Annotated in this window: 22 protein-coding genes; 14 read left to right on the top strand and 8 right to left on the bottom strand. The window is 56.3% G+C overall.

All coding sequences use genetic code 11. The features are described 5' to 3' along the window. Positions 1 to 26: 26 nt before the first annotated feature. The 3 genes from FHW17_RS21405 to FHW17_RS21395 form a co-directional block, all read right to left on the bottom strand. Positions 27 to 1,163, bottom strand: coding sequence for an ABC transporter substrate-binding protein (locus FHW17_RS21405; RefSeq protein ID WP_182510782.1), 1,137 nt, complete (start codon positions 1,161 to 1,163; stop codon positions 27 to 29). Positions 1,164 to 1,233: 70 nt separating this feature from the next. Further along, on the bottom strand, positions 1,234 to 2,652 hold the full coding sequence (locus FHW17_RS21400; protein WP_182510781.1) for a 3-hydroxyacyl-CoA dehydrogenase NAD-binding domain-containing protein: 1,419 nt from the start codon (positions 2,650 to 2,652) through the stop codon (positions 1,234 to 1,236). Beyond that, entirely contained in the window at positions 2,652 to 3,416 is a 765-nt protein-coding gene (locus FHW17_RS21395; RefSeq protein WP_112525556.1) for an enoyl-CoA hydratase-related protein, read from the bottom strand. The genes FHW17_RS21400 and FHW17_RS21395 overlap by 1 nt, the downstream gene beginning before the upstream one ends. 137 nt (positions 3,417 to 3,553) lie before the next feature. Between FHW17_RS21395 and FHW17_RS21390 the strand changes: the two genes are divergently transcribed. From FHW17_RS21390 to FHW17_RS21360, 7 genes are read left to right on the top strand one after another with little or no spacing between them, the layout of a single operon-like run. After that, positions 3,554 to 5,851, top strand: coding sequence for a bifunctional salicylyl-CoA 5-hydroxylase/oxidoreductase (locus FHW17_RS21390; RefSeq protein WP_112525558.1), 2,298 nt, complete (start codon positions 3,554 to 3,556; stop codon positions 5,849 to 5,851). Beyond that, positions 5,852 to 6,616: an SDR family NAD(P)-dependent oxidoreductase gene (locus FHW17_RS21385; protein ID WP_112525560.1), complete on the top strand. Its 765-nt coding sequence runs from the start codon at positions 5,852 to 5,854 to the stop codon at positions 6,614 to 6,616. Then, positions 6,613 to 7,116: a MarR family transcriptional regulator gene (locus FHW17_RS21380; RefSeq protein WP_112525562.1), complete on the top strand. Its 504-nt coding sequence runs from the start codon at positions 6,613 to 6,615 to the stop codon at positions 7,114 to 7,116. The genes FHW17_RS21385 and FHW17_RS21380 overlap by 4 nt, the downstream gene beginning before the upstream one ends. Further along, positions 7,109 to 7,921 carry an enoyl-CoA hydratase family protein gene (locus FHW17_RS21375; protein WP_112525564.1) on the top strand — a complete coding sequence of 271 codons (813 nt, stop codon included), beginning with the start codon at positions 7,109 to 7,111 and terminating at the stop codon, positions 7,919 to 7,921. The genes FHW17_RS21380 and FHW17_RS21375 overlap by 8 nt, the downstream gene beginning before the upstream one ends. 1 nt (position 7,922) lies before the next feature. Beyond that, on the top strand, positions 7,923 to 9,077 hold the full coding sequence (locus FHW17_RS21370; RefSeq protein WP_182510780.1) for an acyl-CoA dehydrogenase family protein: 1,155 nt from the start codon (positions 7,923 to 7,925) through the stop codon (positions 9,075 to 9,077). A 5-nt stretch (positions 9,078 to 9,082) separates the two neighbouring features. After that, on the top strand, positions 9,083 to 10,705 hold the full coding sequence (locus FHW17_RS21365) for an AMP-binding protein (protein WP_112525568.1): 1,623 nt from the start codon (positions 9,083 to 9,085) through the stop codon (positions 10,703 to 10,705). A 51-nt stretch (positions 10,706 to 10,756) separates the two neighbouring features. Further along, complete coding sequence (locus tag FHW17_RS21360; RefSeq protein ID WP_112525570.1) at positions 10,757 to 11,158, top strand: RidA family protein; 402 nt, start codon at positions 10,757 to 10,759, stop codon at positions 11,156 to 11,158. Between the two features lie 21 nt (positions 11,159 to 11,179). Here FHW17_RS21360 and FHW17_RS21355 read toward each other — a convergent pair whose 3' ends face one another. The 5 genes from FHW17_RS21355 to FHW17_RS21335 are packed head-to-tail and all read right to left on the bottom strand — an operon-like array spanning position 11,180 to position 15,191. After that, positions 11,180 to 11,680 (bottom strand): GAF domain-containing protein, encoded by a 501-nt coding sequence (locus FHW17_RS21355; RefSeq protein WP_112525572.1) that lies wholly within the window; start codon positions 11,678 to 11,680, stop codon positions 11,180 to 11,182. Positions 11,681 to 11,701: 21 nt separating this feature from the next. Beyond that, on the bottom strand, positions 11,702 to 12,442 hold the full coding sequence (locus tag FHW17_RS21350) for an ABC transporter ATP-binding protein (RefSeq protein ID WP_112525574.1): 741 nt from the start codon (positions 12,440 to 12,442) through the stop codon (positions 11,702 to 11,704). After that, positions 12,439 to 13,275, bottom strand: coding sequence for an ABC transporter ATP-binding protein (locus tag FHW17_RS21345; protein ID WP_112525576.1), 837 nt, complete (start codon positions 13,273 to 13,275; stop codon positions 12,439 to 12,441). Before FHW17_RS21345 ends, FHW17_RS21350 begins: the two co-directional genes overlap by 4 nt. Then, complete coding sequence (locus FHW17_RS21340) at positions 13,272 to 14,177, bottom strand: ABC transporter permease (protein ID WP_112525579.1); 906 nt, start codon at positions 14,175 to 14,177, stop codon at positions 13,272 to 13,274. The genes FHW17_RS21345 and FHW17_RS21340 overlap by 4 nt, the downstream gene beginning before the upstream one ends. A 9-nt stretch (positions 14,178 to 14,186) precedes the next feature. Continuing rightward, positions 14,187 to 15,191 carry an ABC transporter permease gene (locus tag FHW17_RS21335; protein WP_348643771.1) on the bottom strand — a complete coding sequence of 335 codons (1,005 nt, stop codon included), beginning with the start codon at positions 15,189 to 15,191 and terminating at the stop codon, positions 14,187 to 14,189. A 265-nt stretch (positions 15,192 to 15,456) separates the two neighbouring features. On the opposite strand from FHW17_RS21335, the gene FHW17_RS21330 reads away from it, so the two are divergent. The 7 genes from FHW17_RS21330 to ntrB all read left to right on the top strand — a co-directional run bounded on the left by FHW17_RS21330 (position 15,457) and on the right by ntrB (position 23,414). Beyond that, positions 15,457 to 16,038, top strand: coding sequence for an XRE family transcriptional regulator (locus FHW17_RS21330; protein WP_112525583.1), 582 nt, complete (start codon positions 15,457 to 15,459; stop codon positions 16,036 to 16,038). 55 nt (positions 16,039 to 16,093) lie between these two features. Then, positions 16,094 to 17,686, top strand: coding sequence for an ABC transporter substrate-binding protein (locus tag FHW17_RS21325; RefSeq protein ID WP_112525585.1), 1,593 nt, complete (start codon positions 16,094 to 16,096; stop codon positions 17,684 to 17,686). A 73-nt stretch (positions 17,687 to 17,759) separates the two neighbouring features. Continuing rightward, positions 17,760 to 18,848, top strand: coding sequence for a Xaa-Pro peptidase family protein (locus tag FHW17_RS21320; RefSeq protein ID WP_112525587.1), 1,089 nt, complete (start codon positions 17,760 to 17,762; stop codon positions 18,846 to 18,848). Positions 18,849 to 18,951: 103 nt separating this feature from the next. Then, a complete protein-coding gene (locus tag FHW17_RS21315; RefSeq protein ID WP_112525589.1) occupies positions 18,952 to 19,539 on the top strand; it encodes an ANTAR domain-containing response regulator in 588 nt (195 codons plus the stop codon). Positions 19,540 to 19,587: 48 nt separating this feature from the next. Further along, positions 19,588 to 20,844, top strand: coding sequence for a CmpA/NrtA family ABC transporter substrate-binding protein (locus tag FHW17_RS21310; RefSeq protein WP_182510840.1), 1,257 nt, complete (start codon positions 19,588 to 19,590; stop codon positions 20,842 to 20,844). Between the two features lie 352 nt (positions 20,845 to 21,196). Beyond that, a complete protein-coding gene (locus FHW17_RS21305) occupies positions 21,197 to 22,495 on the top strand; it encodes a CmpA/NrtA family ABC transporter substrate-binding protein (RefSeq protein WP_112525591.1) in 1,299 nt (432 codons plus the stop codon). 85 nt (positions 22,496 to 22,580) lie between these two features. Then, positions 22,581 to 23,414, top strand: coding sequence for a nitrate ABC transporter permease (gene ntrB, locus FHW17_RS21300; protein ID WP_112525677.1), 834 nt, complete (start codon positions 22,581 to 22,583; stop codon positions 23,412 to 23,414). The last annotated feature ends 9 nt before the right edge of the window (positions 23,415 to 23,423 follow it).

Here is a 23,423-nt window from a genome sequence, read left to right as displayed (position 1 = left end):
TCATCCGCGCACGGGTGTTGCATTGCCTACATCTTGCAGCTGGCTGCATAGGCATCCTGATGATCGGTGAAGCTGGTGGCGACGATCTTGTTGGTCAGAACGCCGTCTTCCTTGATCACTTCACGCACATAGATGTCCTGAATCGGATGGTTATTGTTGCCGAACTTGAACTTGCCGCGCACGGAATCGAACTTGGCTTCCTTGAGGGCAGCGCGGAACGCATCCTTGTCCTTGACGCTCGCCTTGGCGACTGCCGACAGGATCAGGTTGGCGGTGTCATAGCCCTGTGTCGCATAGAGCGATGGCAGACGCTTATATTCAGCTTTGAAGGCTGCGACATATTTCTTGTTGGCTGCATTATCGAGGTCTTTTGACCAATGTGACGAGTTTTTTACGCCGAGCGCTGCATCGCCGATGGCTCCAAGCACATCCTGATCGAAGGAGAAGCCGGGGCCCATGACAGGCGTAGAAATGCCTGATTGCGAATACTGCTTCATGAAGGCAATGCCCATGCCGCCGGGCAGGAAGAAATAGACGCTGTCAGCACCGGAGGCGCGGATTTGCGCGATTTCGGTGGCATAGTCTGTTTGACCGACCTTGGTGTAAAGCTCGCCAGCCAATGCGCCCTTGTAAAAGCGCTTGAATCCGGTGAGTGCATCTGTGCCCGCTGGATAGTTAGGAGCGAGAATGAAGGTTTTTTTGTAGTTGGCTGTATTGGCATAATTGCCCATCGCCTCATGCAGATTGTCGTTCTGATAGGCAACGTTAAAGTAATTGGGGTTGCATTTTTCCCCGGCAAGCGCCGAGGGACCCGCATTGGTGGACAGATAGAACGTGCCCTGACCGACAACACCGGGCACGACAGCCATGGCAAGATTAGACCAGACAATACCTGTGAGAATATCAACCTTTTCGCTCTGGACCATCTTGTCGGCGATCTGCACGGCAAGCTCCGGCTTCTGCGCATCGTCCTCCACGATGACCTTGATATCCTTGTTGCCAGACTCCTTGATGGCAAGCAGGAAGCCATCACGGATATCGATGCCAAGTCCCGCGCCACCGCCCGATAGCGTGGTGATCATGCCGATCTTTACGGGTTCAGCCATGGCCTGACCGGAAAAAGCCAGACCTGCCACCAATGCCGCTGCTGCTATTCTCTTCATTGCGTCGTTCCCCTTATTTTTATGGTTCATCTCAATTGCAAATTGATCTTCGATGCAAGTGTTGCGTGCTCTAATTCTGTATTGTCTTTTCCTCCACAAAACGGGTTAGAGCCGGACACGGATCGTATCGGCCAGAAGGATGGATTTGACCGCATCGCTCAAGCGTATTGCTAACAGCGGGTAAACCAAGCGTATCCAGCATTTCATGCGGGCCATGCCGAAAATTGAGGCCGAGTTTCAGTGCGGTATCAATTCCCGTTGTCGTGGCCAACCCCTGATCAAATGCAAAAGCGGCTTCATTGATCAGCATGGCTGCCACGCGCAGGAAGATGAGCCCCGGTGCATCCGCAATTTCATGCAGTTCGACACCGAGCGCCTTGGCTTGCAGCGCTATGGACTGAATATCGGCGTCTCTCAGCTCATGTTGCGCGAAGGCAAGCGTCACGGGACCGCGCCAATTGCCGATCTGCCGGTCCAGCACCATGGTGGGTTGGTGGTTCGCTGCACCAAGCTCATGTGCAGTGCGGCCATCGCTCAGATGAACGGCAACGCCGGTGCGCGTCTCCAACTGCCGTTTCAACGCTTCAACAGTCGATATGTGGCTATCAACAGAATGAACATTGTCCTGCCGGGGATAAGTGAAGAACCCGCTGCCGGTTTTGCGGCCTAGTCTGCCCTCGGCCTTCATGTCTTCGAGAAGCGGCGAAGGCTTGAAGCGTGGAGACCGCTCAAACCCTTCCCACACGGATTTCGTTGCGGCAAGGTTGATATCAGTACCGACAAGGTCAATCAGCTCGAATGGCCCGAGAGGAAAACCACCTGATGATTTAAGACAGGCATCGATGGTTATGGCGTCGGCAACGCCGTCTTCAAGCAGTTGAAGCGCTTCGCCATAAAAGGGACGGGCACAACGATTGACCAGAAACCCCGGACTGTCGCGCACCTCGACCGGCGTCTTCCCGAGCGCCACAACCAGCCCGGATAGTTTCGTTGTGACGCCTGTTTCGGTCTGTGAACCGGCTATAACTTCGACCAGTTTCATCAGCGGAGCGGGATTGAAAAAGTGCAGTCCGGCAAACCGTTGGGGATGCCGGATGGAGCGCGCGATTGCTTCGACGGAAAGTGAGGATGTGTTGGTGGCGAGCAGACAATCCGGGGTGCAGATCGCTTCCAATGATTGAAACAGCACAGCCTTGGCTTCCAGCGTCTCGATGATGGCTTCGACAACCAATTGTGCAGACGCCAGATCATTCAATGTTTCGGCGATGATGATATTCCCGGCGCACGCATCGCGCTCGCCTTCTGTCGATTTACCGCGCGCAATACGCTGGTCAATCTCGGCAAGGATCGTGGCTTTGGCTTTTGCAGCCATGCCCTCCTGCATATCATGCAGAATTGTTTTTATGCCGGATCGTGCGATCAGATGGGCGATACCCCGGCCCATGGTGCCAGCACCGACAATGCCAATGATGTTGACCGGATGAGCCATTAGCGCCCCCTGAAGTCAGCTTGGCGTTTGGCACGGAATGCGGCGATGCCCTCGGCCTTGTCATCGGTGGAAAGCAGGAGTTCGAAGGATCGACGCTCCAATGCCAAAGCGTTGTGGTCTTCGGTGGCTGTCAACACCGCCTGCTTGACGAATTGCTGGGCAAGCGTTGCACCTTTGGCAAGTTTTGCCGCAATCTCTTCGGCGGTTGCAAGGCATATTCCCGGCGTGGTCTTGTGGGATGCTATACCCCATTCGAAAGCCTCCGCGCCGTTGATCGTTTCGCCGGTTAGCAGCAGGCGCATGGCACGGGATTTCCCCAGGAGAGATGTTAGCCGCTGAATCCCACCCGCTCCCGGAATAAGGCCAAGCCGGATTTCCGGTTGTCCGAATGTTGCATTGTCGGCGGTTACGATCAGATCGCAACGCTGCGCCAGTTCAAAGCCGCCACCAAGACAATAGCCTTCGACAGCTGCAATCAGCGGTTTGCGCACCCTTGCGATGGCTTCCCATGAATGCAGCCTCAGATCGTGTACGCCGTCGACGGCCGTCTTGTCGGCAATCTCGCCAATATCGGCGCCGGAAGCGAAATTGCCATCGGCGCCCGTCAGAATGATCGTGCGAATCTCTGGATCGCGATCAAAGCGCTGGAGGCTCTCGGCCAATTGCTTGAGCATACTGGTGTTGAGCGCATTGCGTGCATCGGGGCGCGTCAGTGTCAGGATGGCATAACCATCCTTCACCTCGGTTTGGATATAGTTTTCCATATCGCATCCCCCCTGCAGTTTGCTCTGCTTGACCTGACTATCCCCATAAATTGAAAATTATTCAAGCTTGAAATTTCATGCTTGAAATTATTTTGATGCGGTGACACGATGAGTAGGGTTTAACGGGAGTATGCCTGATGAAGATCGCTTGCCTTGGAGGAGGACCCGCCGGTCTCTATTTCGCGATCAGCATGAAGCTGCGCGATCCCAGCCACGACATCACCGTGATCGAGCGTAACAAGCCTGATGACACATTCGGCTGGGGCGTCGTGCTTTCAAGCGAGACATTGGCCAACCTTGCCGCCAACGACCCGGTGAGTGCTGATGCGATCCGCGCACACTTTGCCTATTGGGATGATATCGCGGTTCACTTCAAGCAGACCGAAACCGTTTCAACCGGACACGGCTTTTGCGGTATCGGGCGCAAGAAACTGCTGATGCTTCTGCAGGATCGTGCCCGTGAACTCGGTGTAAACCTGCAGTTCGAAACACCTGTTGAAGATATCCCGGCGCTGGCGAAGACCTATGATCTGGTCGTTGCTGCCGATGGCCTGAACTCGCGCACCCGTGCGGTTTTCGCTGAACATTTCAAGCCTGAGGTTGATACGCGCAAATGCAAATTTGTCTGGCTTGGTACACACCAGAAGTTCGACAACGCGTTCACCTTTATTTTCGAGGAAACCGAGCACGGCTGGGTCTGGGCGCATGCCTATCAGTTTGACGGCGATACGGCGACGTTCATTGTCGAGTGCAGTCAGGAGACATGGGACAAGTTCGGCTTTGGCAGCATGAACCAGCAGGAGTCGATTGTAGTCTGCGAGCGGATTTTTGCCAAATATCTTGGTGGTCATGCGTTGATGACCAATGCCAATCACATTCGCGGCTCCGCGTGGATCAGTTTTCCGCGCGTTCTGTGTGAAAAATGGTCTTTTGACAATGTGGTGTTGCTGGGCGATGCGGCAGCCACGGCGCATTTCTCCATTGGTTCGGGCACAAAACTGGCGCTGGAAAGTGCGATTGCCCTTGCCAACTATCTCCATGCGGAAAAATCCATTGCGGACGCCTTCGCCAAATATGAGGATGAGCGGCGCTTGCAGGTGCTGCGTCTGCAATCGGCCGCGCGCAATTCGCTTGAGTGGTTCGAGGAGGTCGAGCGCTATTTCGAGCTTGATCCGGTGCAGTTCAACTATTCACTGCTCACCCGTTCGCAGCGCATCAGTCACGAGAATTTGCGCCTGCGTGACCGCGACTGGCTGGGAAGCGCGGAAGGCTGGTTTCAGGAAAAGGCCGGCGCAAAAAAGGGAATGCGCCGCGCGCCAATGTTTGCGCCGTTCAAACTGCGCGACATGACACTGACAAACCGCATCGTCGTCTCGCCAATGGCGCAGTACAAGGCCGTTGATGGCACGCCCACCGACTGGCACCTCGTACATTATGGCGAGCGCGCCAAGGGCGGCGCTGGCCTCGTAACCATTGAGATGACCTGTGTCAGCCCGGAGGGGCGGATCACCCCCGGTTGCACCGGCATGTATGCGCCCGAACATGAACAGGCATGGAAGCGGATTGTCGATTTTGTCCACGCGGAAACCGAGGCGAAAATCAGCTGCCAGCTTGGCCATTCCGGCGCGAAGGGATCGACACGCGTCGGCTGGGAGGGAACGGATGTGCCTTTGCCCGACGGCAACTGGCCGGTGCTTTCCGCGTCTGATCTGGCTTGGTCTCCCGACAATCAGACACCCACGGCAATGACCCGCGCCGACATGGATCGTGTGCGTGACCAGTTTGTTGCCTCCGCTGAAATGGCTGAGAGAGCCGGTTTTGACATGCTGGAAATCCATGCGGCGCATGGTTATTTGCTCTCGTCGTTCATTACCCCCGTGATGAACAATCGCACGGATGAATATGGCGGTTCGCTGGAAAACCGCATGCGCTATCCCCTCGAAATTTTCCGGGCGGTTCGTCTCGTCTGGCCATCGGCAAAGCCCATTTCGATGCGCATTTCCGCCAATGACTGGATGGGGGATAAAGGCATCACACCGCAGGATGCCGTTGAGATCGCGCGCATGTTGCAAGAGGCCGGTGTCGATATATGCGATGTCTCGGCGGGCCAGACATCAGTCGATGCCAAGCCCGTCTATGGCCGCATGTTCCAGACCCCGTTTTCGGACCGCATCCGCAACGAAACGGGCATGGCGACCATGGCTGTCGGCAATATTTACGAACCCGATCATGCCAACTCGATCCTGCTCGCCGGACGTGCCGATCTTGTCTGTCTTGCCCGCCCGCATCTGGCTGATCCCTATTGGACTTTACATGCGGCGGTGGCGCTGGGTGATAAGGGCGTGAGCTGGCCAAAACCCTATTATCCCGGACGTGATCAAATCTACCGTCTGGCGGAGCGCGCTGAAGTCATCGCTCCCATTGAGGGCGCTTAAATGGAACAGTCGCTCGCAGGTAAGATTGCATTGGTCACGGGTGGCGGTTCGGGCGTCGGAGCAGCCATAGCGCTTGCACTGGCGGGTGAGGGCGCACGGGTTGTGATTGCGGGCCGTCGCATCGAAGCGCTCAATGAAATAGCCGTGCAATCAAAACAGATCATTCCCTTCGCTGTGGATGTAACCGACGAGAAATCCTCCCGGCTCCTGTTTGAGCGTATCCAGAGCGAAACAGGTTCACTCGATATTGCGATTGCCAATGCGGGTTCGGCAACAAGCACACCCTTCCAGAAGCTGGATCTGAAAACATGGCAAAGCCAGATTGATCTCAATCTGACCGGTGTTTTCCTGACCTTCCAGCATGCGCTCTCTGCCATGCTGACGAAAAATAATGGGCGGCTGATTGCCATAGCCTCGACGGCTGGTTTGAAGGGCTATCCCTATGTGGCTGCTTATGCCGCGGCCAAGCATGGTGTTATCGGGCTTGTTCAATCATTGGCGCTGGAACTGGCGAAAACCGGTATTACGGTCAACGCTGTTTGTCCGGGGTTCACCGAAACGCCCATGCTGGAGCGGTCTATCGAGACCATCATGCAAAAGACCGGCAAGAGCCGCGATGAGGCAGTCGCCGCACTTGTGGCATCCAATCCGCAGAAACGGCTGATCCAGCCGCAGGAGATTGCGCAGACGGTGCTCTGGCTGTGCGGTGCGCATTCCGGCTCGATCACCGGACAGGCCATATCCATTTCAGGAGGCGAAGTATGAGCAGCAAGAACAATCCTTCCGCCTCCCGCAAAACAGAACCTGAACAGGTGAAGCAGAGCCTGCGCGTCTGGCTGAAAATGCTGAAAGCCACCAAGCATGTCGAAGCGGTTGTCCGCGAGAACTTGCGGGTTGAGTTCGATACGACCTTGCCGCGTTTCGACGTTATGGCCGCGCTCTACCGGTTCGAAGAAGGGCTGAAGATGAGCGAGCTTTCTTCGGCGCTGAGAGTCTCAAACGGCAATGTCACGGGCATTATCGAACGGCTTGTCTCGGATGGCGCTGTGCTGCGGGTGCCCGTTGCTGGCGACAAACGCGCCATGCTGGTGCGGCTAACGCAGCGGGGCAGGGATGAGTTTGCCAAAATGGCGGCAGCGCATGAACTCTGGATCAACGAGATTTTCGGCAGCCTTCCGGTGGATGTGACAGCCGGACTTCTCGCTACGCTGGATACAATCGAACATGCGCAGGGCTTGCATAGCGGGGAGGAACACGATGCGTGAGATGGCAAATTACAAGGCCACCCATTTTAAATGGAGCGTGACCGATGGTATTGCAGTCATTTCGCTTGATCGCCCGGAGCGCAAGAACCCGCTGACTTTCGACAGCTATGCGGAACTGCGCGACTGTTTTCGTGCGCTTGTCTATGCGGATGACATCAAGGCGGTGGTTTTCGGCTCCAATGGCGGCAATTTCTGCTCCGGCGGCGATGTCCATGACATTATTGGCCCGCTTCTGAAGATGGACATGAAAAGCCTTTTGGAGTTCACCCGGATGACCGGTGATCTGGTCAAGGCGATCATGCATTGCGGCAAGCCTGTTATTGCCGCCGTCGATGGTGTCTGTGTGGGTGCGGGGGCGATCATTGCCATGGCATCAGACCTGCGCCTTGCCACACCTGTCGCCAAAACCGCGTTTCTGTTTACCCGTGTTGGCCTTGCTGGCTGCGATATGGGTGCCTGTGCGATCCTGCCGCGCATTATCGGGCAGGGCCGGGCTGCCGACCTGCTTTACACCGGACGCAGCATGTCCGCCGAAGAAGGCGAGCGCTGGGGTTTTTACAACCGGATTGTTGATGCGCAAACGCTGGATGAGGAAGCCTTCAAACTGGCAAAACGCCTCGCCGACGGCCCGGCATTTGGCCATATGATGACCAAGACCATGCTCAATCAGGAATGGTCCATGTCCATCGATCAGGCTATCGAGGCGGAAGCGCAGGCTCAGGCGCTTTGCATGCAGACGCAGGATTTCCAGCGGGCCTATGACGCCTTCGTCGCGCATCAGACCCCAGTCTTCAAGGGCGATTGAGATGATTGATCGCAGCTTTCTGTCATGGCCGTTTTTCGAGGATGTGCATCGCCAGCTCGCCGATGTGGTGGAAGCATGGGCGGTTGCCAATACGGGCCATATTGATCACGAGAACACCGATGACGCCTGTCGAAGTCTTGTCGCAAAGCTTGGAGAAGCCGGGCTGCTCTGGCATACGGCGGTTGATCCTGATGCCATGGGTAAGCTCGACGTGCGCAGCCTTTGCATCATTCGCGAGACATTGGCGCGGCATGATGGGCTGGCCGATTTCGCCTTTGCCATGCAGGGGCTTGGCACCGGCGCGCTCTCCCTGTTCGGCACAGATGAGCAAAAGCAATTCTGGCTAACGAAAACCCGCTCTGGTAAAGCGCTCTCCGCCTTCGCGCTTAGCGAGCCTCAATCCGGCTCCGATGTGGCCAATCTGGAATTGTCGGCAGTGCGCGACGGTGACGATTTTGTGCTCAATGGCGAGAAGACATGGATTTCCAATGGCGGGATTGCCGATGTCTATACGGTCTTTGCCCGTACCGGCGAGGCGGATGCTGCCAAGGGCATTTCGGCCTTTATCGTACCTGCCGACACGCCGGGGCTGATCATTGCCGAGCGTCTCGAAGTGATCGCACCGCATCCGCTGGCGCGGCTTGTCTTTGACAATTGCCGGATACCAGCCTCCGCTTTGATCGGCGCACCGGGTCAGGGCTTCCGTATTGCCATGTCGGTGCTTGATGTTTTCCGGTCCACTGTTGCTGCGGCAGCTCTTGGCTTTGCCCGCCGTGCATTGGATGAAGCGGTCAGCCGTGCCAATGGTCGTCATCTCTTCGGTGCGCCGATGTCCGACCTGCAAATGGTGCAGGGGCATATCGCCGATATGGCCGTTGATATCGATGCGGCGGCGCTGCTCGTCTACCGGGCGGCGTGGCTCAAGGACAGCGGCGCCGAACGGGTCAGCCGGGAAGCCGCCATGGCCAAGCTTTATGCCACCGACCGCGCGCAAAGCGTGATCGACAAGGCTGTTCAGATTCACGGTGGCGATGGTGTTCGCAAAGGCAGCGTTGTCGAGCGCCTTTACCGGGAAATCAGGGCATTGCGCATCTATGAAGGTGCGTCGGACGTTCAAAAAATAATCATCGCAAGGCATGAACTTGCAAGGGGATAAAGAGAATGTTGGGACCATCGGCGCACACGGATCACTTTACCCGCGATAATCTTCCTCCATTTGAGGAATGGCCTGAACTGCTGATGGAAAATTTCCAGTACCCGGAATGGCTGAATGCCGCCGTGGAACTGACGGATGCCATGGTCGCCAAGGGCTTCGGCGACAACACGGCGCTGATCGGCAATGGCCGCCGCCGGACCTATAAGGAACTGACCGACTGGACCAACCGCATCGCCCATGCGCTCGTTGAAAATTATGGTGTTGAGCCGGGTAATCGCGTGCTTATCCGCTCCGCCAACAACCCGGCTATGGTCGCCTGCTGGCTGGCCGCAACCAAGGTCGGCGCTGTCGTCGTCAACACAATGCCGATGCTGCGGGTGGGGGAACTTACCCAGATCGTCGATAAGGCCGAAATCTCGTTGGCGCTGTGCGATACGCGCCTGCTTGAAGATATGGAAAGCTGTGCCAAATCCAGCAAGTTTCTGAAAAAAGTCGTCGGTTTTGACGGAACCGCCAATCACGAGGCGGAACTGGACCGGATTGCGCTCGACAAATCCGTTCGTTTTGAAGCTGTTAAAACCGGCCGCGATGACGTTGCGTTGCTGGGCTTTACCTCAGGCACCACGGGTGAGCCCAAGGCAACGATGCATTTTCACCGCGATCTGCTGATCATTGCCGATGGCTATGCCAAGGAAGTGCTGGGTGTTCGCCCGGATGATATTTTCGTCGGTTCCCCGCCGCTGGCCTTCACCTTTGGTCTGGGTGGTCTTGCGATTTTCCCCCTGCGCTTTGGTGCTGCAGCCACTTTGCTCGAACAGGCAACGCCGCCCAAAATGATCGATATTATCGAGACCTATAAGGCAACGATCAGCTTTACCGCACCGACCGCTTACCGCGTCATGTTGCAGGCGATGAATGAGGGTGCTGACCTTTCATCCCTTCGCATCGCGGTTTCGGCGGGTGAGACATTGCCAGCGCCCATCTATGAAGCGTGGATGCAGAAGACCGGCAAGCCGCTGCTTGACGGCATCGGCGCAACGGAAATGCTGCATATCTTTATCAGTAACCGGCTGGAGGATTCAGGGCCGGGTAAAACCGGCAAACCTGTTAGCGGATATCAGGCTGTGATTGTCGATGAGGAGATGAAAGAAGTGCCGTGCGGCGAAATTGGCCGGCTTGCGGTGCGCGGGCCGATCGGCTGCCGCTATCTCGCCGACAAGCGCCAGAAGAATTATGTGCGCGATGGCTGGAACCTCACCGGCGATTCATTCTTTCAGGACGAGGATGGCTATTTCCATTTTGCTGCCCGCTCCGACGATATGATCATCTCGGCTGGCTACAATATTGCCGGGCCGGAAGTGGAAGCGGCATTGCTCGCGCATCCTGATGTCAGCGAATGCGCTGTTATCGGTGCGCCCGATGAAACCCGTGGCCAGATTGTTCAGGCGCATGTGGTTCTGCGGGCCGATGTGGCAGCGACGGATGAAACGGTCAAGCGGTTGCAGGATCATGTCAAACAGGTCATAGCGCCCTACAAATATCCACGCTCAATCAAGTTTCTCGATGCGCTGCCCAAGACGGCCACCGGGAAAATCCAGCGCTTCCAGTTGCGCAAGGCATATCAGTAACAGCGTCAGGCACAGGACGTATTCCAGAAAGAAATCAGGTAGGAAACCGGAATGGCAGAGATCATACATCCGCAGGGCTGGCCAGCAGCAAAGGGTTATGCAAACGGCATGGCAGCCGAAGGCAAGGTTATCTTTGTCGGCGGGCAGATCGGTTGGACCAAGGACCAGATTTTTGAGACCGATGATTTTGTTGAACAGGCTGAACAGGCCATGCGCAATATTGTCGATGTGCTTGCAAGCGCCGGTGCGCAGACGACCGATCTTGTGCGGCTGACATGGTTCATCACTGACAAAAAGACCTATGTGGCCGAGCAGAAGCGGCTGGGCGAAGCCTATCGCCGGGTTTTCGGACGACATTTTCCAGCGATGACACTGGTGCAGGTTGTTGCCCTGCTTGAGGACCGCGCTTTGGTTGAGATCGAGGCAACGGCGGTCATTCCTGCCCGCTCATAGAACGAGCAGGAATATGTGGCTTTACGCTGCCTTGCTGGCAGCAAGGAATGCCAGCTTGGCGGGGATTGCCAGCAGCTTGGAAAGCTCCACGCGCTCGGGTGTATAGTGATGCTCGACATCGAGGCAATTGACGGTGCCGAGCAGTTCGCCCGCAATGACCACGGGAATATTGATCACAGAACCGCAACCGAGCGCCCAGATTGTTTCATGATCTGAAAACACCGTCGCAATATCGGCAATGGTATTGGCAACGAAGGACTGGCGGTCCTTGTGTACCGTATCGAACCAGCGGTCATAGTGGATCGGCTTGGTGCCGGATACCGGGTAGCTCTTGGCATCAGAAGTGTATTCGCGGCGCGCCAGTTCATTCTTCATGTCGACGGTCATGATGGTGAACAGTTTGGCGCCAATGATCTTTTGCGACAGCACCTGCAATGCGTGCCATGGGCCGTCGGCGCTTGTGTCATTGGCGATATCAGCGTCAAATTCGGCCAAAGCCGTTGCTATGTCTTCCTGTGTCATTTCCTGATCCTTGATCGTTTTTCAACCCGTATGTGCGACACTGATTTCCATCAGTTCACGCGAGTAGGTTTCTTTCAGCGCACCGCGCTTCAGTTCAGCCACGTCGGCTATTTCGACAATCCGCCCATGGCGCATGACAGCCAACCGGTCGCAGAGAAACGATACGACGGGCAGGTTGTGCGTCACCATGAGGAAGGTGAGGTTCTGTTCGCGGCGAAGGCGTTTGAGCAGATTGAGAATTTCCGCCTGCACTGAAACATCAAGCGCCGACGTTGGCTCATCCAGCAGCAATAGCTTGGGTTCAAGCATCAGGGCACGGGCAATGGCAACGCGCTGACGCTGGCCGCCTGACAGCTGATGCGGATAGCGGAAGCGGAATTTCCGGTCGAGCCCAACGGCGATAAGAATATCCTCAACACGGCTGTTCTGACTGCCGATACCATGGATCGCCAGCGGCTCGCTTAAGATGGCATCAACGGTCTTGCGCGGATGCAGGGAACCATAGGGGTCCTGAAACACCATCTGGCAATGCCTGGCAAAATGCTGATCAATGCCATGGCTGCGCGGCTGGCCGAAGGCGGTGATTGATCCCGTCCATTGCGGCGCAAGACCGGCAACGGCTTTGAGAACCGTTGATTTACCCGAGCCGCTTTCACCGACCAAAGCAAAGCTTTCGCCCTCCCTGATATCGAGGCTGATATTGTGGGTGATCTGCGTCTCGCCATAGGAAATGTCGAGATTATTCAATGCAAGTGCGATCATTGGGCCACCCATGCATTGCGGTCGAGAACGGGCAGTTCGTCGCGGGTTTCGTCCAGTCTGGGAATGGCCGCAATCAGCCCACGCGTATAAGGATGCGTGGCGCTGCGTAGCTCACCCGCCTTGCATTCCTCAACGATTTTGCCGGTATTCATCACCAGAATACGGTCGCAATAACTCGAAACAAGGTTGAGGTCATGGCTGATGAAGATCAGCCCCATGCCTTTGCGCTTGACCTGTTCATCAATGATATCAAGCACCTGCGCCTGCACCGAAACATCAAGCGCGGAGGTCGGTTCATCGGCAATCAGCAGATCAGGCTCCGGGATCAGCATCATTGCGATCATAACGCGCTGGCCCATGCCGCCGGATATTTCATGCGGATAGAGCGTGGCGACACGTTCCGGATCGGCGATGCGGACCGCCTCCAGCATGGAAAGCACCCGCTGTTGGGTTTCCCGGCGTGGCAGACGCTTGTGAGTTTGCAGGGCTTCGGCAATCTGCTCACCGACTGTCATAACAGGGTTGAGCGAGAATTTCGGGTCCTGCATCACCATGGAGATGCGCGCGCCGCGGATACTGCGCATCGCCTTCTCAGACTGGGTGTTCAGATCGATACCGTCAAAGCGGAATGTGTCGGCGCTGACCCTGCCGGGTGCGCGGATGAGTTTGAGGATGGCGCGGCCAGTCATCGATTTGCCTGATCCGCTTTCGCCGACAATGCCGAGCCGCTCGCGGCCAAGGGTGAAGGAGATACCGCGCACCACATCAATCGGGCCTTTCGGCGTTGGAAAGGTGACGCGCAGATTGTCGATCTCAAGCAGGGGAGTACTCAATGCTGTTCTCCGCTTTTGGGATCAAGGACATCGCGCAAACCATCGCCGAGAAAGCAAAAACCGAGGCTGACAATGATGATGGCAAAGCCCGGCATGGTCGCCACCCACCACTGATCCAGAATGAAGGAGCGGCCACGCGCAATCATTGCGCCCCATTCGGGCAGGGGTGGCTGGGCACCAAGGCCGATGAAGCCAAGGCCTGCGGCGGTCAGAATAATACCGGCCATATCAAGCGTGACGCGCACGATCATTGACGAGGTACACAGCGGCAGCACATGGCCGAGAATAACCCGCAGCGAGGAAGCGCCTTGCAGGCGGATAGCGGCGATAAATTCTGAATTCTTGAAGGTCAGCGTTTCCGCCCGGGCAATGCGGGCATAGCCGGGCCATGAGGTAATGGCGATGGCAATAATGGCGTTTTCGATGCCGGGTCCAAGCGCCGCCACAAGGGCCAGTGCCAGAATGAGTTTGGGCATGGACAGGAAAATATCGGTGATACCCATCAGGATGCGATCAATCCAGCCGCCGAAATATCCGGCGACTGCGCCAATGATTAGCCCGGCGGGCGCGGCAAGAACGGCCACCAGCACGACGATGACAAGGGTGATGCGTGAGCCGTAGACCACACGGGACCAGATATCCCGGCCAAGTTCGTCCGTGCCCATCCAGTTGATACCACCTGGCGGCAGCAGACGTTGCGCCAGATCCTGCTTCAGCGGATCATGGGTTGCGATCAGCGGCGCGAATATTGCCGTGAGGATCAGCGTGAGAATGATGATCGCACCGACAGCCGCCAGTGGATTGCGCGAGAGCGCACCGCATATCCGGTAAAGGCGGCCAAGACGGGCCTGCATCCGCGAGGCGGGGCTGTCGTCGATCAGCCAGCTATGTACATTTGCCATCGATGCCTCCTAACGCGCGCGGGGATCAAGGACGCGGTAGAGCACGTCGGAAATCTTGTTGATGCCGATGAAGACTGCGCCGATGACGAGCGTTGCACCAAGCACGGCGGACATATCCGCATTGAGCAGCGCCACGGTCAGATAATTGCCAATACCCGGCCAGGAAAAGATCGTCTCGATCATGACCGAACCCTCCAGGAGCCCCGCATAGGAAAGGCCGATGACGGTGATCAGCGGAACCAGAATAGGCCTGAATGCATGGCGCCAGATCACCAGCCGTTCCGACACGCCTTTGACGCGGGCAGTGGTCACATATTCCTGCGACAGCTGGTCGAGCATGAAGGAGCGCGTCATGCGCGCAATATAGGCAAGGCTGAAAAAGCCAAGCACAGAAGCTGGCAAGGCCAGATGCCAGAGCGCATTGAAGAAAATCTCGGTTTCACCTGCCAGCAGGCTGTCGATCAGCACGATGCCCGTGACCGGATCGACCAGCCCATCATAGAAAATATCGAGGCGGCCGGGTCCTGCAACCCATTTCAGGCGGGCATAGAAAACCGCAAGCCCGACGAGGCCAAGCCAGAATGCGGGAACCGCATAGCCCAGCAGTCCGACCACGCGGATGATCTGATCAACAAGACTGCCCCGGCGGCTCGCAGCATAGACACCCATGGGAACGCCGAGCAGCACGCCGATGATGATGCCCAGTGTGGCCATTTCAAGCGTCGCCGGAAACACCCGCTTCAGATCATCAAGAACGGGTTTGCCCGTTGACACGGATGTGCCGAGATCGCCCGAAAGCACCGAGCCGACATAGTGGATGAACTGCACGAGAGCTGGCTGGTCGAGCCCCATCTGTATCCGTGCCGCTTCATAGACCGCACGCGGGGCGCGGTCGCCGACCACAGCCAAGACGGGATCAATGGGGACAACGCGGCCAATGAAGAAGGTGATGGCCAACAATCCGAGGAACGTGATGAGCACGGAGATGATGAAGCCGCCCAGCCCGAAGATCAGGCGCGCACTCCGGCTCTTGCGAAAGCCTGGTCGCTTGACCGTCTTGGTGGCAATATCTGCCAGTGTTTCGGATTCGAATGCCAAATCCTGCGCCTTCCCATTCTTGACACCTGGGTTGGCCCATTCGTGTCGACTGTTCCCGTCGATCCCGGTCTAAAATTCAGGGGTGCGGATGCACTTTGCCTGAGCCTGCCGAAGATTCTGCTTGGACCATACAAAAATTTTTGCTTAGATCAAAGAAATTTTACTAAGAGTGGAATCGCCCATGTCATCCGAGGTCCGCAACACTGACAAGCAGCCCAAGATCGGGGCTATGATCCGCGCAAGGCGGCGTCAATTGCAGCTGACATTGCAGGAAATCTGCGATGCCGCAGGCATTTCAGTTGGATATCTCAGCCAGGTTGAACGCGATCATGCCACACCGTCGCTGGGAACGCTCGCACAGATTTCGCGCAGCCTTAATGTCGGGATGGATTATTTTATTGCCACCCCGAATGTGGAAGACGCGCTGACACGTCAGGGTGAGCGGCAGAAGTATTCGGTCGACGGTTCCTCCATTGTTTACGAGCAGATCGCTACGGATTTTGCCGGGAACATTCTTTCATCTGTGATCATGCATATACCGGCGGGCTACCGCTCCGAAACGGTCAGCCATGAGGGCGAAGAAATCCTCTACGTGCTTGAAGGTGTCATTACCCATCAGCTTGATGATGAAGAAGTGGTGCTTTCGACCGGTGACAGCCTGCATTTTCGCGGCAACCGGCCTCATGCGTGGTGGAATGATTCAGGCAAAACGGCGCGGCTTCTGTGGACAGGAACATTGCCCATATTCCGGACCCGTCTTTAAAGACCGCTCTCACAAGACAACCCAATAACAATAACAATCCAGAGGAGAATGAAGAATGAAACTGTTCAAGGCGGCGCTGTTTGCCGCTTCCATTATATCCGCATCGGCGCCTCTTACCGCCCATGCTGCAACCCCCGGCAATGCACTGGTTGTGGCCCAGAACATCGACGATATTGTCAGTATCGATCCAGCTGAAGCCTATGAGTTCACCTCGGGCGAATATGTAACTCAGACCTATGACCGTCTGGTGCAGTATGATGCGCCTGATGTGAAGACGCTGGCACCGGGTCTGGCGACGGAATGGAAGGTGGATGATGCCGCCAAGACCATCACCTTTACCCTGCGGGACGGGGTGAAATTCACCTCGGGCAATCCGCTGCGGGCTGATGATGTGGTCTATTCCTGGAAGCGCGTCATTACGCTGAACAAGGCGCCAGCCTTCATTCTGGCGCAGCTTGGCTGGACTGCTGATAATTTCGACAAGATGGTCACCGCATCCGGCAATACGGTCGTTGTCAAATATGATGGCGATTTCTCTTCCGCCTTCGTGCTCAACGTTCTTGCTGCGCGTCCCGCCTCTGTCATCGATGCAGTGACGGTGAAGGCCAATGAAGCCAATGGCGATATGGGCAATACATGGCTGAAGTCGAATTCCGCCGGTACAGGGCCGTTTGTCTTGAAAGCATTCCGTCCGGCGGAGATCATCAACCTTACAGGCAATCCCAATTATTATGGCGGCGCACCGGCAATGAAGTCGGTCATTATCCGCCATGTGGCTGAAGCCGCGACCCAGCAATTGCTGCTTGAGTCTGGTGATGTAGACATCGCCAAGAACCTGACACCGGATCAGGTCGCCAGCCTTTCGACCAAGGGCACAGTCAACGTCGAGACCTATCCACAGGCTGCCGTGCATTTCCTTAGCTTCAACCAGAAGGATGAGGCGCTGACCAATCCTGCCGTCTGGGAAGCGGCGCGTTACCTTGTCAACTACAAGGGGATGACTGACTCGTTCCTTAAAGGACAGATGCAGGTGCATCAGGCGTTCTGGCCAGCGGGTTTCCCCGGATCGCTCGATGAGACGCCCTATACCTATGATCCCGCCAAAGCGAAGAAAATCCTCGCCGATGCCGGTGTGAAAACCCCTATTAATGTCACGCTTGATGTGATCAATTCAACACCGTTCACCGATATGGCGCAGTCGCTGCAGGCGGGTTTTGCCGAAGCCGGGATCAACTTCAACATCATTCCCGGCACGGGCAGTCAGGTCATCACAAAATACCGTGCCCGTACCCACGAGGCCATGCTGCTCTATTGGGGCCCTGACTTCATGGACCCTGACTCAAACGCCAAGGCATTTGCCTTCAACGAGGATAATTCCGACGGCAATTACCAGTCGACAACCACATGGCGCAATGGCTGGGCGGTTCCGGCGGAACTCAATGCTGAAACCAAGGCCGCGCGTGCGGAGGCAGACCCGTCGAAGCGCAACCAGATGTATGTTGATCTGCAGAAAAAAGTGCAGGAGAAATCACCCATTATCGTGATGTTCCAGGCAGCAACACAGGTAGCGCTCGCCAAGAACGTGTCAGGCTACGTCAATGGCGCAACCTCGGATTTCGTGTTCTACCGCCTCGTAAAGAAGAACTAAGCAAAACGGTTTCAGGGTCGCCCGGATTGCCGGGCGGCCCATATCCAATGTCCATATCAACGGGAATAGAAAAATGTCTGAACTTCGGATGACGCGCCTGCGCGAACGCATGGCTGAAACCGGAACCGATCTTGTCGTCGTCGGTCCTTCCTCACATATGGTCTGGCTTGCCGGGCTCTCGCCGCATGGTGATGAACGGCCGGTGCTGCTGATTGTCAGCAACGACCATGCCGGGCTGTTAATGCCTGCGCTCAATGCGGATAGTTCGCGTCAGCATACGGATCTGCCATTCTATCCATGGACCGATGGTGAAGGTCCGGATGCGGCGCTTGCTGCCCTGCTGAAAGATGCGGGTGCGACGAAGCCCGGCATCAAGATTGCCCTTGATGAAACGATGCGTGCGGATTTTGCGCTGCTTGTCATCGATGCATTGCCGGGTGCCAAGCGGACCTTTCTCAATGACACTGTCGGTTATCTGCGCGCCCGCAAGGATGAGGCGGAGTATGCGGCTCTCAAGGCGAATGCGCTTATCAATGATGGCGCGATGCGCGCGGCTTTTGCGGCATTGAAACCGGGTGTTACCGAGCAGGAAATCGCTGGCGTGGTCAGGGATTTCTACAAGGCCAACAATGCCAGGCCTGAGTTCACCAGTGTCTGCTTCGGTGAGAATGGCGCATTCCCGCATCATCATACCGGTGAGCGCAAGTTGAAAGCCAATGAAGCCGTGCTGATCGATATTGGCGGGCGCAGCGATGGCTATCCCAGTGATATGACCCGGGTTGCCATCTGCGGCGATACACCGGAGGATTTCGACAAGGTGCATGCGGTGCTCGATCGTGCCGTTGAAGCGGCCATCGCTGCGGCCAAACCCGGTGTGGCTGCCAAGGAAGTCGACAAGGCAGCACGCGATGTCATCACCGAAGCCGGTTACGGCGAATTCTTCCTGCACCGTACCGGGCATGGCATGGGCATCGATATCCACGAGCCGCCCTACATCACCGCAACCTCCGAGGCCATTCTCGAAGATGGGCACGTATTCTCGATTGAACCGGGCATTTATCTCAGCGGCAAATTTGGCCTCCGATTGGAAGAGATCGTAATCATCCGTGGCAATAGGGCGGAAGTCCTCTCCGAATTGCCAAGAACCGCTTTTAAAGCCTGATAATAGAAGGCCGTTTCGCAACCGAAACGGCCTTGCCTACTACTTTTGGCTATGTGTCTTAATGTAGCATTGCACAATTTGAGTGCATGCGCAAAATTAAGGCATGTCCGCTTCGCTATCGATCATGGTCTTTGATGAGAACCGTATCCGCGCTTCAATTATTGAAGAGGGATTGCGGGAGGCAGGCCATGACCGCGTGGTGGTTCTGCATGATATTGCCGGTCTTGCGCGCCAGATCGAGCAGATTCAGCCCGATGTGATTGTCATTGATATCGAGACGCCCAACCGGGATATGCTGGAGCATCTTTTCCAGCTTAGCCGCTCGGTGCGCAAACCTATTGCCATGTTTGTCGATAGTTCCGACAGTTCCTCAATCGAGGCGGCTGTCGATGCCGGTGTTTCCGCTTACGTGGTTGATGGTCTGAAGAAAGAACGCGTCAAACCCATTCTCGATATGGCGGTGAGCCGTTTCAAGGCATTCAGCCGTCTGCAGCAGGAGTTGGCCGAGGCAAAAACGGCGCTGGAAGAGCGCAAGATCATCGAGCGTGCCAAGGGTATTTTGATGAAATCGCGCAAAATATCTGAGGACGAGGCTTATTCGCTGCTGCGGCAGACAGCCATGAACGAGAAGAAGAAGCTTTCCGATATCGCACAAAGCGTCGTCATGACGGCGGCGATGCTTGGAAGCTAGGAAGAGAGGTTGGCCGTGAGTTTTATCGGGACGAGCAATGGCCAGGGCATGGGTGGCGGATTGGCAGCGCCGTCGGCGATGCGCAGTGAAGGCGTCCGTGTGGTCAGGGCCGGTTTTATTCCGCTTGTCGATGCCTCTGTTCTCATTGCCGCTGCCGAATTCGGTTTTGCCGCGCGCGAAGGCATCCAGCTCGAACTGGTGAAGGACGTGTCCTGGGCCAATATCCGCGATCGGCTGGCCTTCCGGCAGTTTGATGTCGCGCATATGCTCGCGCCAATGCCCGTTGCATCTACCCTTGGTCTGGGGTCGAATCCTTCGCCTGTCATTACGCCATTCACCCTTGGCCGAGGTGGCAATGCCATCACCCTTTCGGTCAATCTCTATCGCCGCATGCAGGCGCTGGCTGATCTTGCCGGTGATGAGGGCGCGCTTGCCAATGCCGAAGCGCTGAAGCTTGTCATTGACGATATCAGGGTGCGGGGCGAGCCGCTGCCGGTGCTGGGCACCACCTATCCATTTTCGTCTCATAATTACGAGCTGCGCTATTGGCTGGCGGCGGGTGGCATTCATCCGGACCGCGACGTGAAACTGGTGGTTGTGCCACCGCCCATGACTTCGGATGCCCTGTCGGCTGGAGCCATCGATGGTTTCTGCGTTGGTGCGCCGTGGAATATGGTGGCTGTTGCCCGCGAAGTCGGACGGATTGTCGCCGTCAAGGAGGATATCTGGCCGTCGAGCCCGGAAAAGGTTATCGGTGTGCGTCCGGAATGGGCTGACAGCAACCCGGAAACATTGGCACGATTGATCGTTGCACTCGACCGTGCGGCGGCATGGTGCGAAGTGCCTGATAATCGCCGCGAGCTTGCGCAGGTTCTGTCAGAGCCCCGTTATATCGACACATCGGAAGACATTCTGCACCGGGTGTTGCTCGGCCAGTTCACAACCGACCCCGACGGGCATGAGCGAACAGTGCCTGACTATTTCTCGTTTCATCGGAATGCGGCGAACTTTCCTTGGGTCAGTCAGGCGCAATGGATATTCAGCCAGATGATCCGGTGGGGACAGGTAGCGCATACCCCGGAAAGGCAGGTGAAGGTGGCGACCGCTTTCCGCCCCGATCTCTATCGCAATGCACTCGGACCTCGTTCGGATATTCCCGTTGAGGATATGCGTGTGGAAGGCGGCCATCGCGCTGATGGGTTTATCGACGGGGCGATATTTGATCCGCAAAATATCCCTGACTATCTCAAGGGTTTTCAGGTTCATAATCTTGAAACGCTCGTCGCAGGGGAGGATGAAGTCTGATGCGCAAAATTTGTGCTCTGCACAATAAATAAGCGCAATCATGAGTGCATCTGCACATTTCAACTGCGGTAATCTTTGTGCGATCCAAATATGAAAGTCCGTTGTTTGCGGATAAATATTAATAATAACAATAGCTTATAAATTTTCTCAACAATTGGCACGCTTATTGCTTTTATAAAAGTGTTCCGTCAACGAGGACAGGAACCGCGAGCATCGACATCGGATGCTTTCAAAGACACAGACGTCGCTTGGGCAAGTTCATTCACCAGACTGGGGAGAATGCACTTCATCCAGCGGCGTTTTTTTATGGCTCAAGCTGCACGGAAAAGCAGCGCTGCAAAGGGGATTTGTGATGAAGGTGACATTCTCGACAGGCATGCCAAGGCGCACGCTTTTGCGGGCAGGGGGCACTCTGGCGCTGCTGGCCGCGGCCAAAGCTGCGCTTCCCTCCGGTGCCTATGCGGCCAGCGCCGGACCCGAGACAACCAAGGCAACTTTGGGCTTTATCGCGCTCACCGATGCGTCCCCGCTGATCGTGGCCAAGGAGAAGGGCCTTTTCGCCAAGCATGGCATGCCCGATGTCGAGGTTGTCAAACAGGCTTCATGGGGCACGACGCGCGATAATCTGGTGCTTGGTTCCGCAGGCAATGGCATTGATGGTGCGCATATATTGACGCCGATGCCTTACCTGATCAGCACCGGCAAGGTCACGCAGAACAACCAGCCTCTGCCGATGGTCATCCTCGCGCGGCTTAATCTCGATGCGCAGGGTATCTCGGTTGGCTCGGCCTATGCAGGTTTGAAGGCCGGGGTGAATTCCGGCGTGCTGAAGGAAGCATTTGCCAAGAAGAAGGCGGAAGGCAATGCGGCTAAGGCGGCGATGACTTTCCCCGGCGGTACGCATGATCTGTGGATTCGCTATTGGCTCGCCGCCGGTGGCATTGATCCTGATAAGGACGTGGAAACCATCGTTGTGCCGCCACCCCAGATGGTTGCCAACATGAAGGTTGGCACCATGGATTGTTTCTGTGTTGGCGAGCCGTGGAATGCGCAGCTCGTCAATCAGGGCATCGGCTATACCGCTGCCAATACCGCTGAGATATGGGCCAAACACCCGGAGAAATCTTTCGCCATGCGTGCGGACTGGGTGGAGAAAAACCCCAATGCCACCAAGGCACTCCTGATGGCCGTGATGGAAGCCCAGCAATGGGCTGACGATATAGCCAACAAGGATGAACTGGCTGCAATCGTTGGCAAACGTGCATGGTTCAATGTACCGACAACCGATATCGCCGGGCGATTGAAGGGCGATTATGATTTCGGTGGAGGCCGCGTCGAGACGGCCAGCCCGCATCTGATGAAATTCTGGCGCGACCACACTTCCTATCCGTTCCAGAGCCACGAAAAATGGTTCCTGACCGAGAATATCCGCTGGGGCAAATTTGCCCCGGATACGGATATTGCTGCGCTCGTCGGCAAGGTGAACCGCGAAGATATCTGGCGTGAAGCCGCCAAGGAACTCGGGGTTGCCGCCGCCGATATACCCGCTTCCACGTCGCGCGGTCCGGAAACCTTCTTCGACGGCAAGGTATTCAATCCGGACAATCCGCAGACCTATCTCGCCAGCCTAGACATTAAACGTTTTGCTTGAGGAAACCGGCATGACAGCCAGCCCCGTCCCCATCCGTTCGAATGAAAAGCCCGTGTCCAAGGAAAAGCCTGTGGTGGCCAAGATCATGACACTCTCTGTTCCACCGAAAACAGCTGCGACCCGTCGCATTCCGCAATGGCTTTCCTCACTGGTGGCACATGTGTTGCCGCCGCTGATCACACTGGTGTTTCTGTTGGTGCTGTGGGAAATCCTCTGCTCCTCGCCGACCTCAAGTGTTCCGCCACCCACCAAGGTGGTATCGGAAACGTGGGAACTGATCGCCCATCCGTTCCATGTCGGGCAGGGTGTCGATCAGGGGCTGTTCTGGCACATTCTTGCCAGCCTGAAGCGCGTGGCTCTCGGCTATTGCCTTGCAGCAGTTGCCGGTATCGCGCTTGGAACACTTGTCGGGCAGAGCGAATGGGCCATGCGCGGGCTTGACCCTATCTTTCAGGTGTTGCGCACGGTGCCACCACTGGCTTGGCTTCCCCTATCATTGGCAGCTTTCAAGGACGGTAATCCGTCGGCCATCTTTGTGATTTTCATAACGGCCATCTGGCCAATCATCATCAACACGGCTGTCGGCATCCGCAATATTCCGCAGGATTATCAGAATGTTGCGCGAGTGTTGCGTCTCAACCAGTTTGAATATTTCACCAAGATCATGATCCCGGCTGCGGCCCCCTATATTTTCACCGGTCTGCGCATCGGTATCGGCCTGTCATGGCTCGCCATTGTGGCGGCGGAAATGCTGATCGGCGGTGTCGGGATCGGCTTCTTCATCTGGGACGCATGGAACTCGTCGCGCATCAGCGACATCATTCTCGCCCTGATCTATGTCGGCATTGTCGGCTACCTGCTCGATCGCGCCATCGCCTTCATCGCCAAGACTGTCACCCGCAACACCGCAAGCGCTTGAGGAAGCAAA

This window comes from Phyllobacterium sp. P30BS-XVII (assembly GCF_014138335.1).
GTDB classification, from domain to species: domain Bacteria; phylum Pseudomonadota; class Alphaproteobacteria; order Rhizobiales; family Rhizobiaceae; genus Phyllobacterium; species Phyllobacterium meliloti.
The sequence above is the reverse complement of the archived record's forward strand: the minus strand, read 5'-3'. Positions and strand labels throughout refer to the sequence as shown.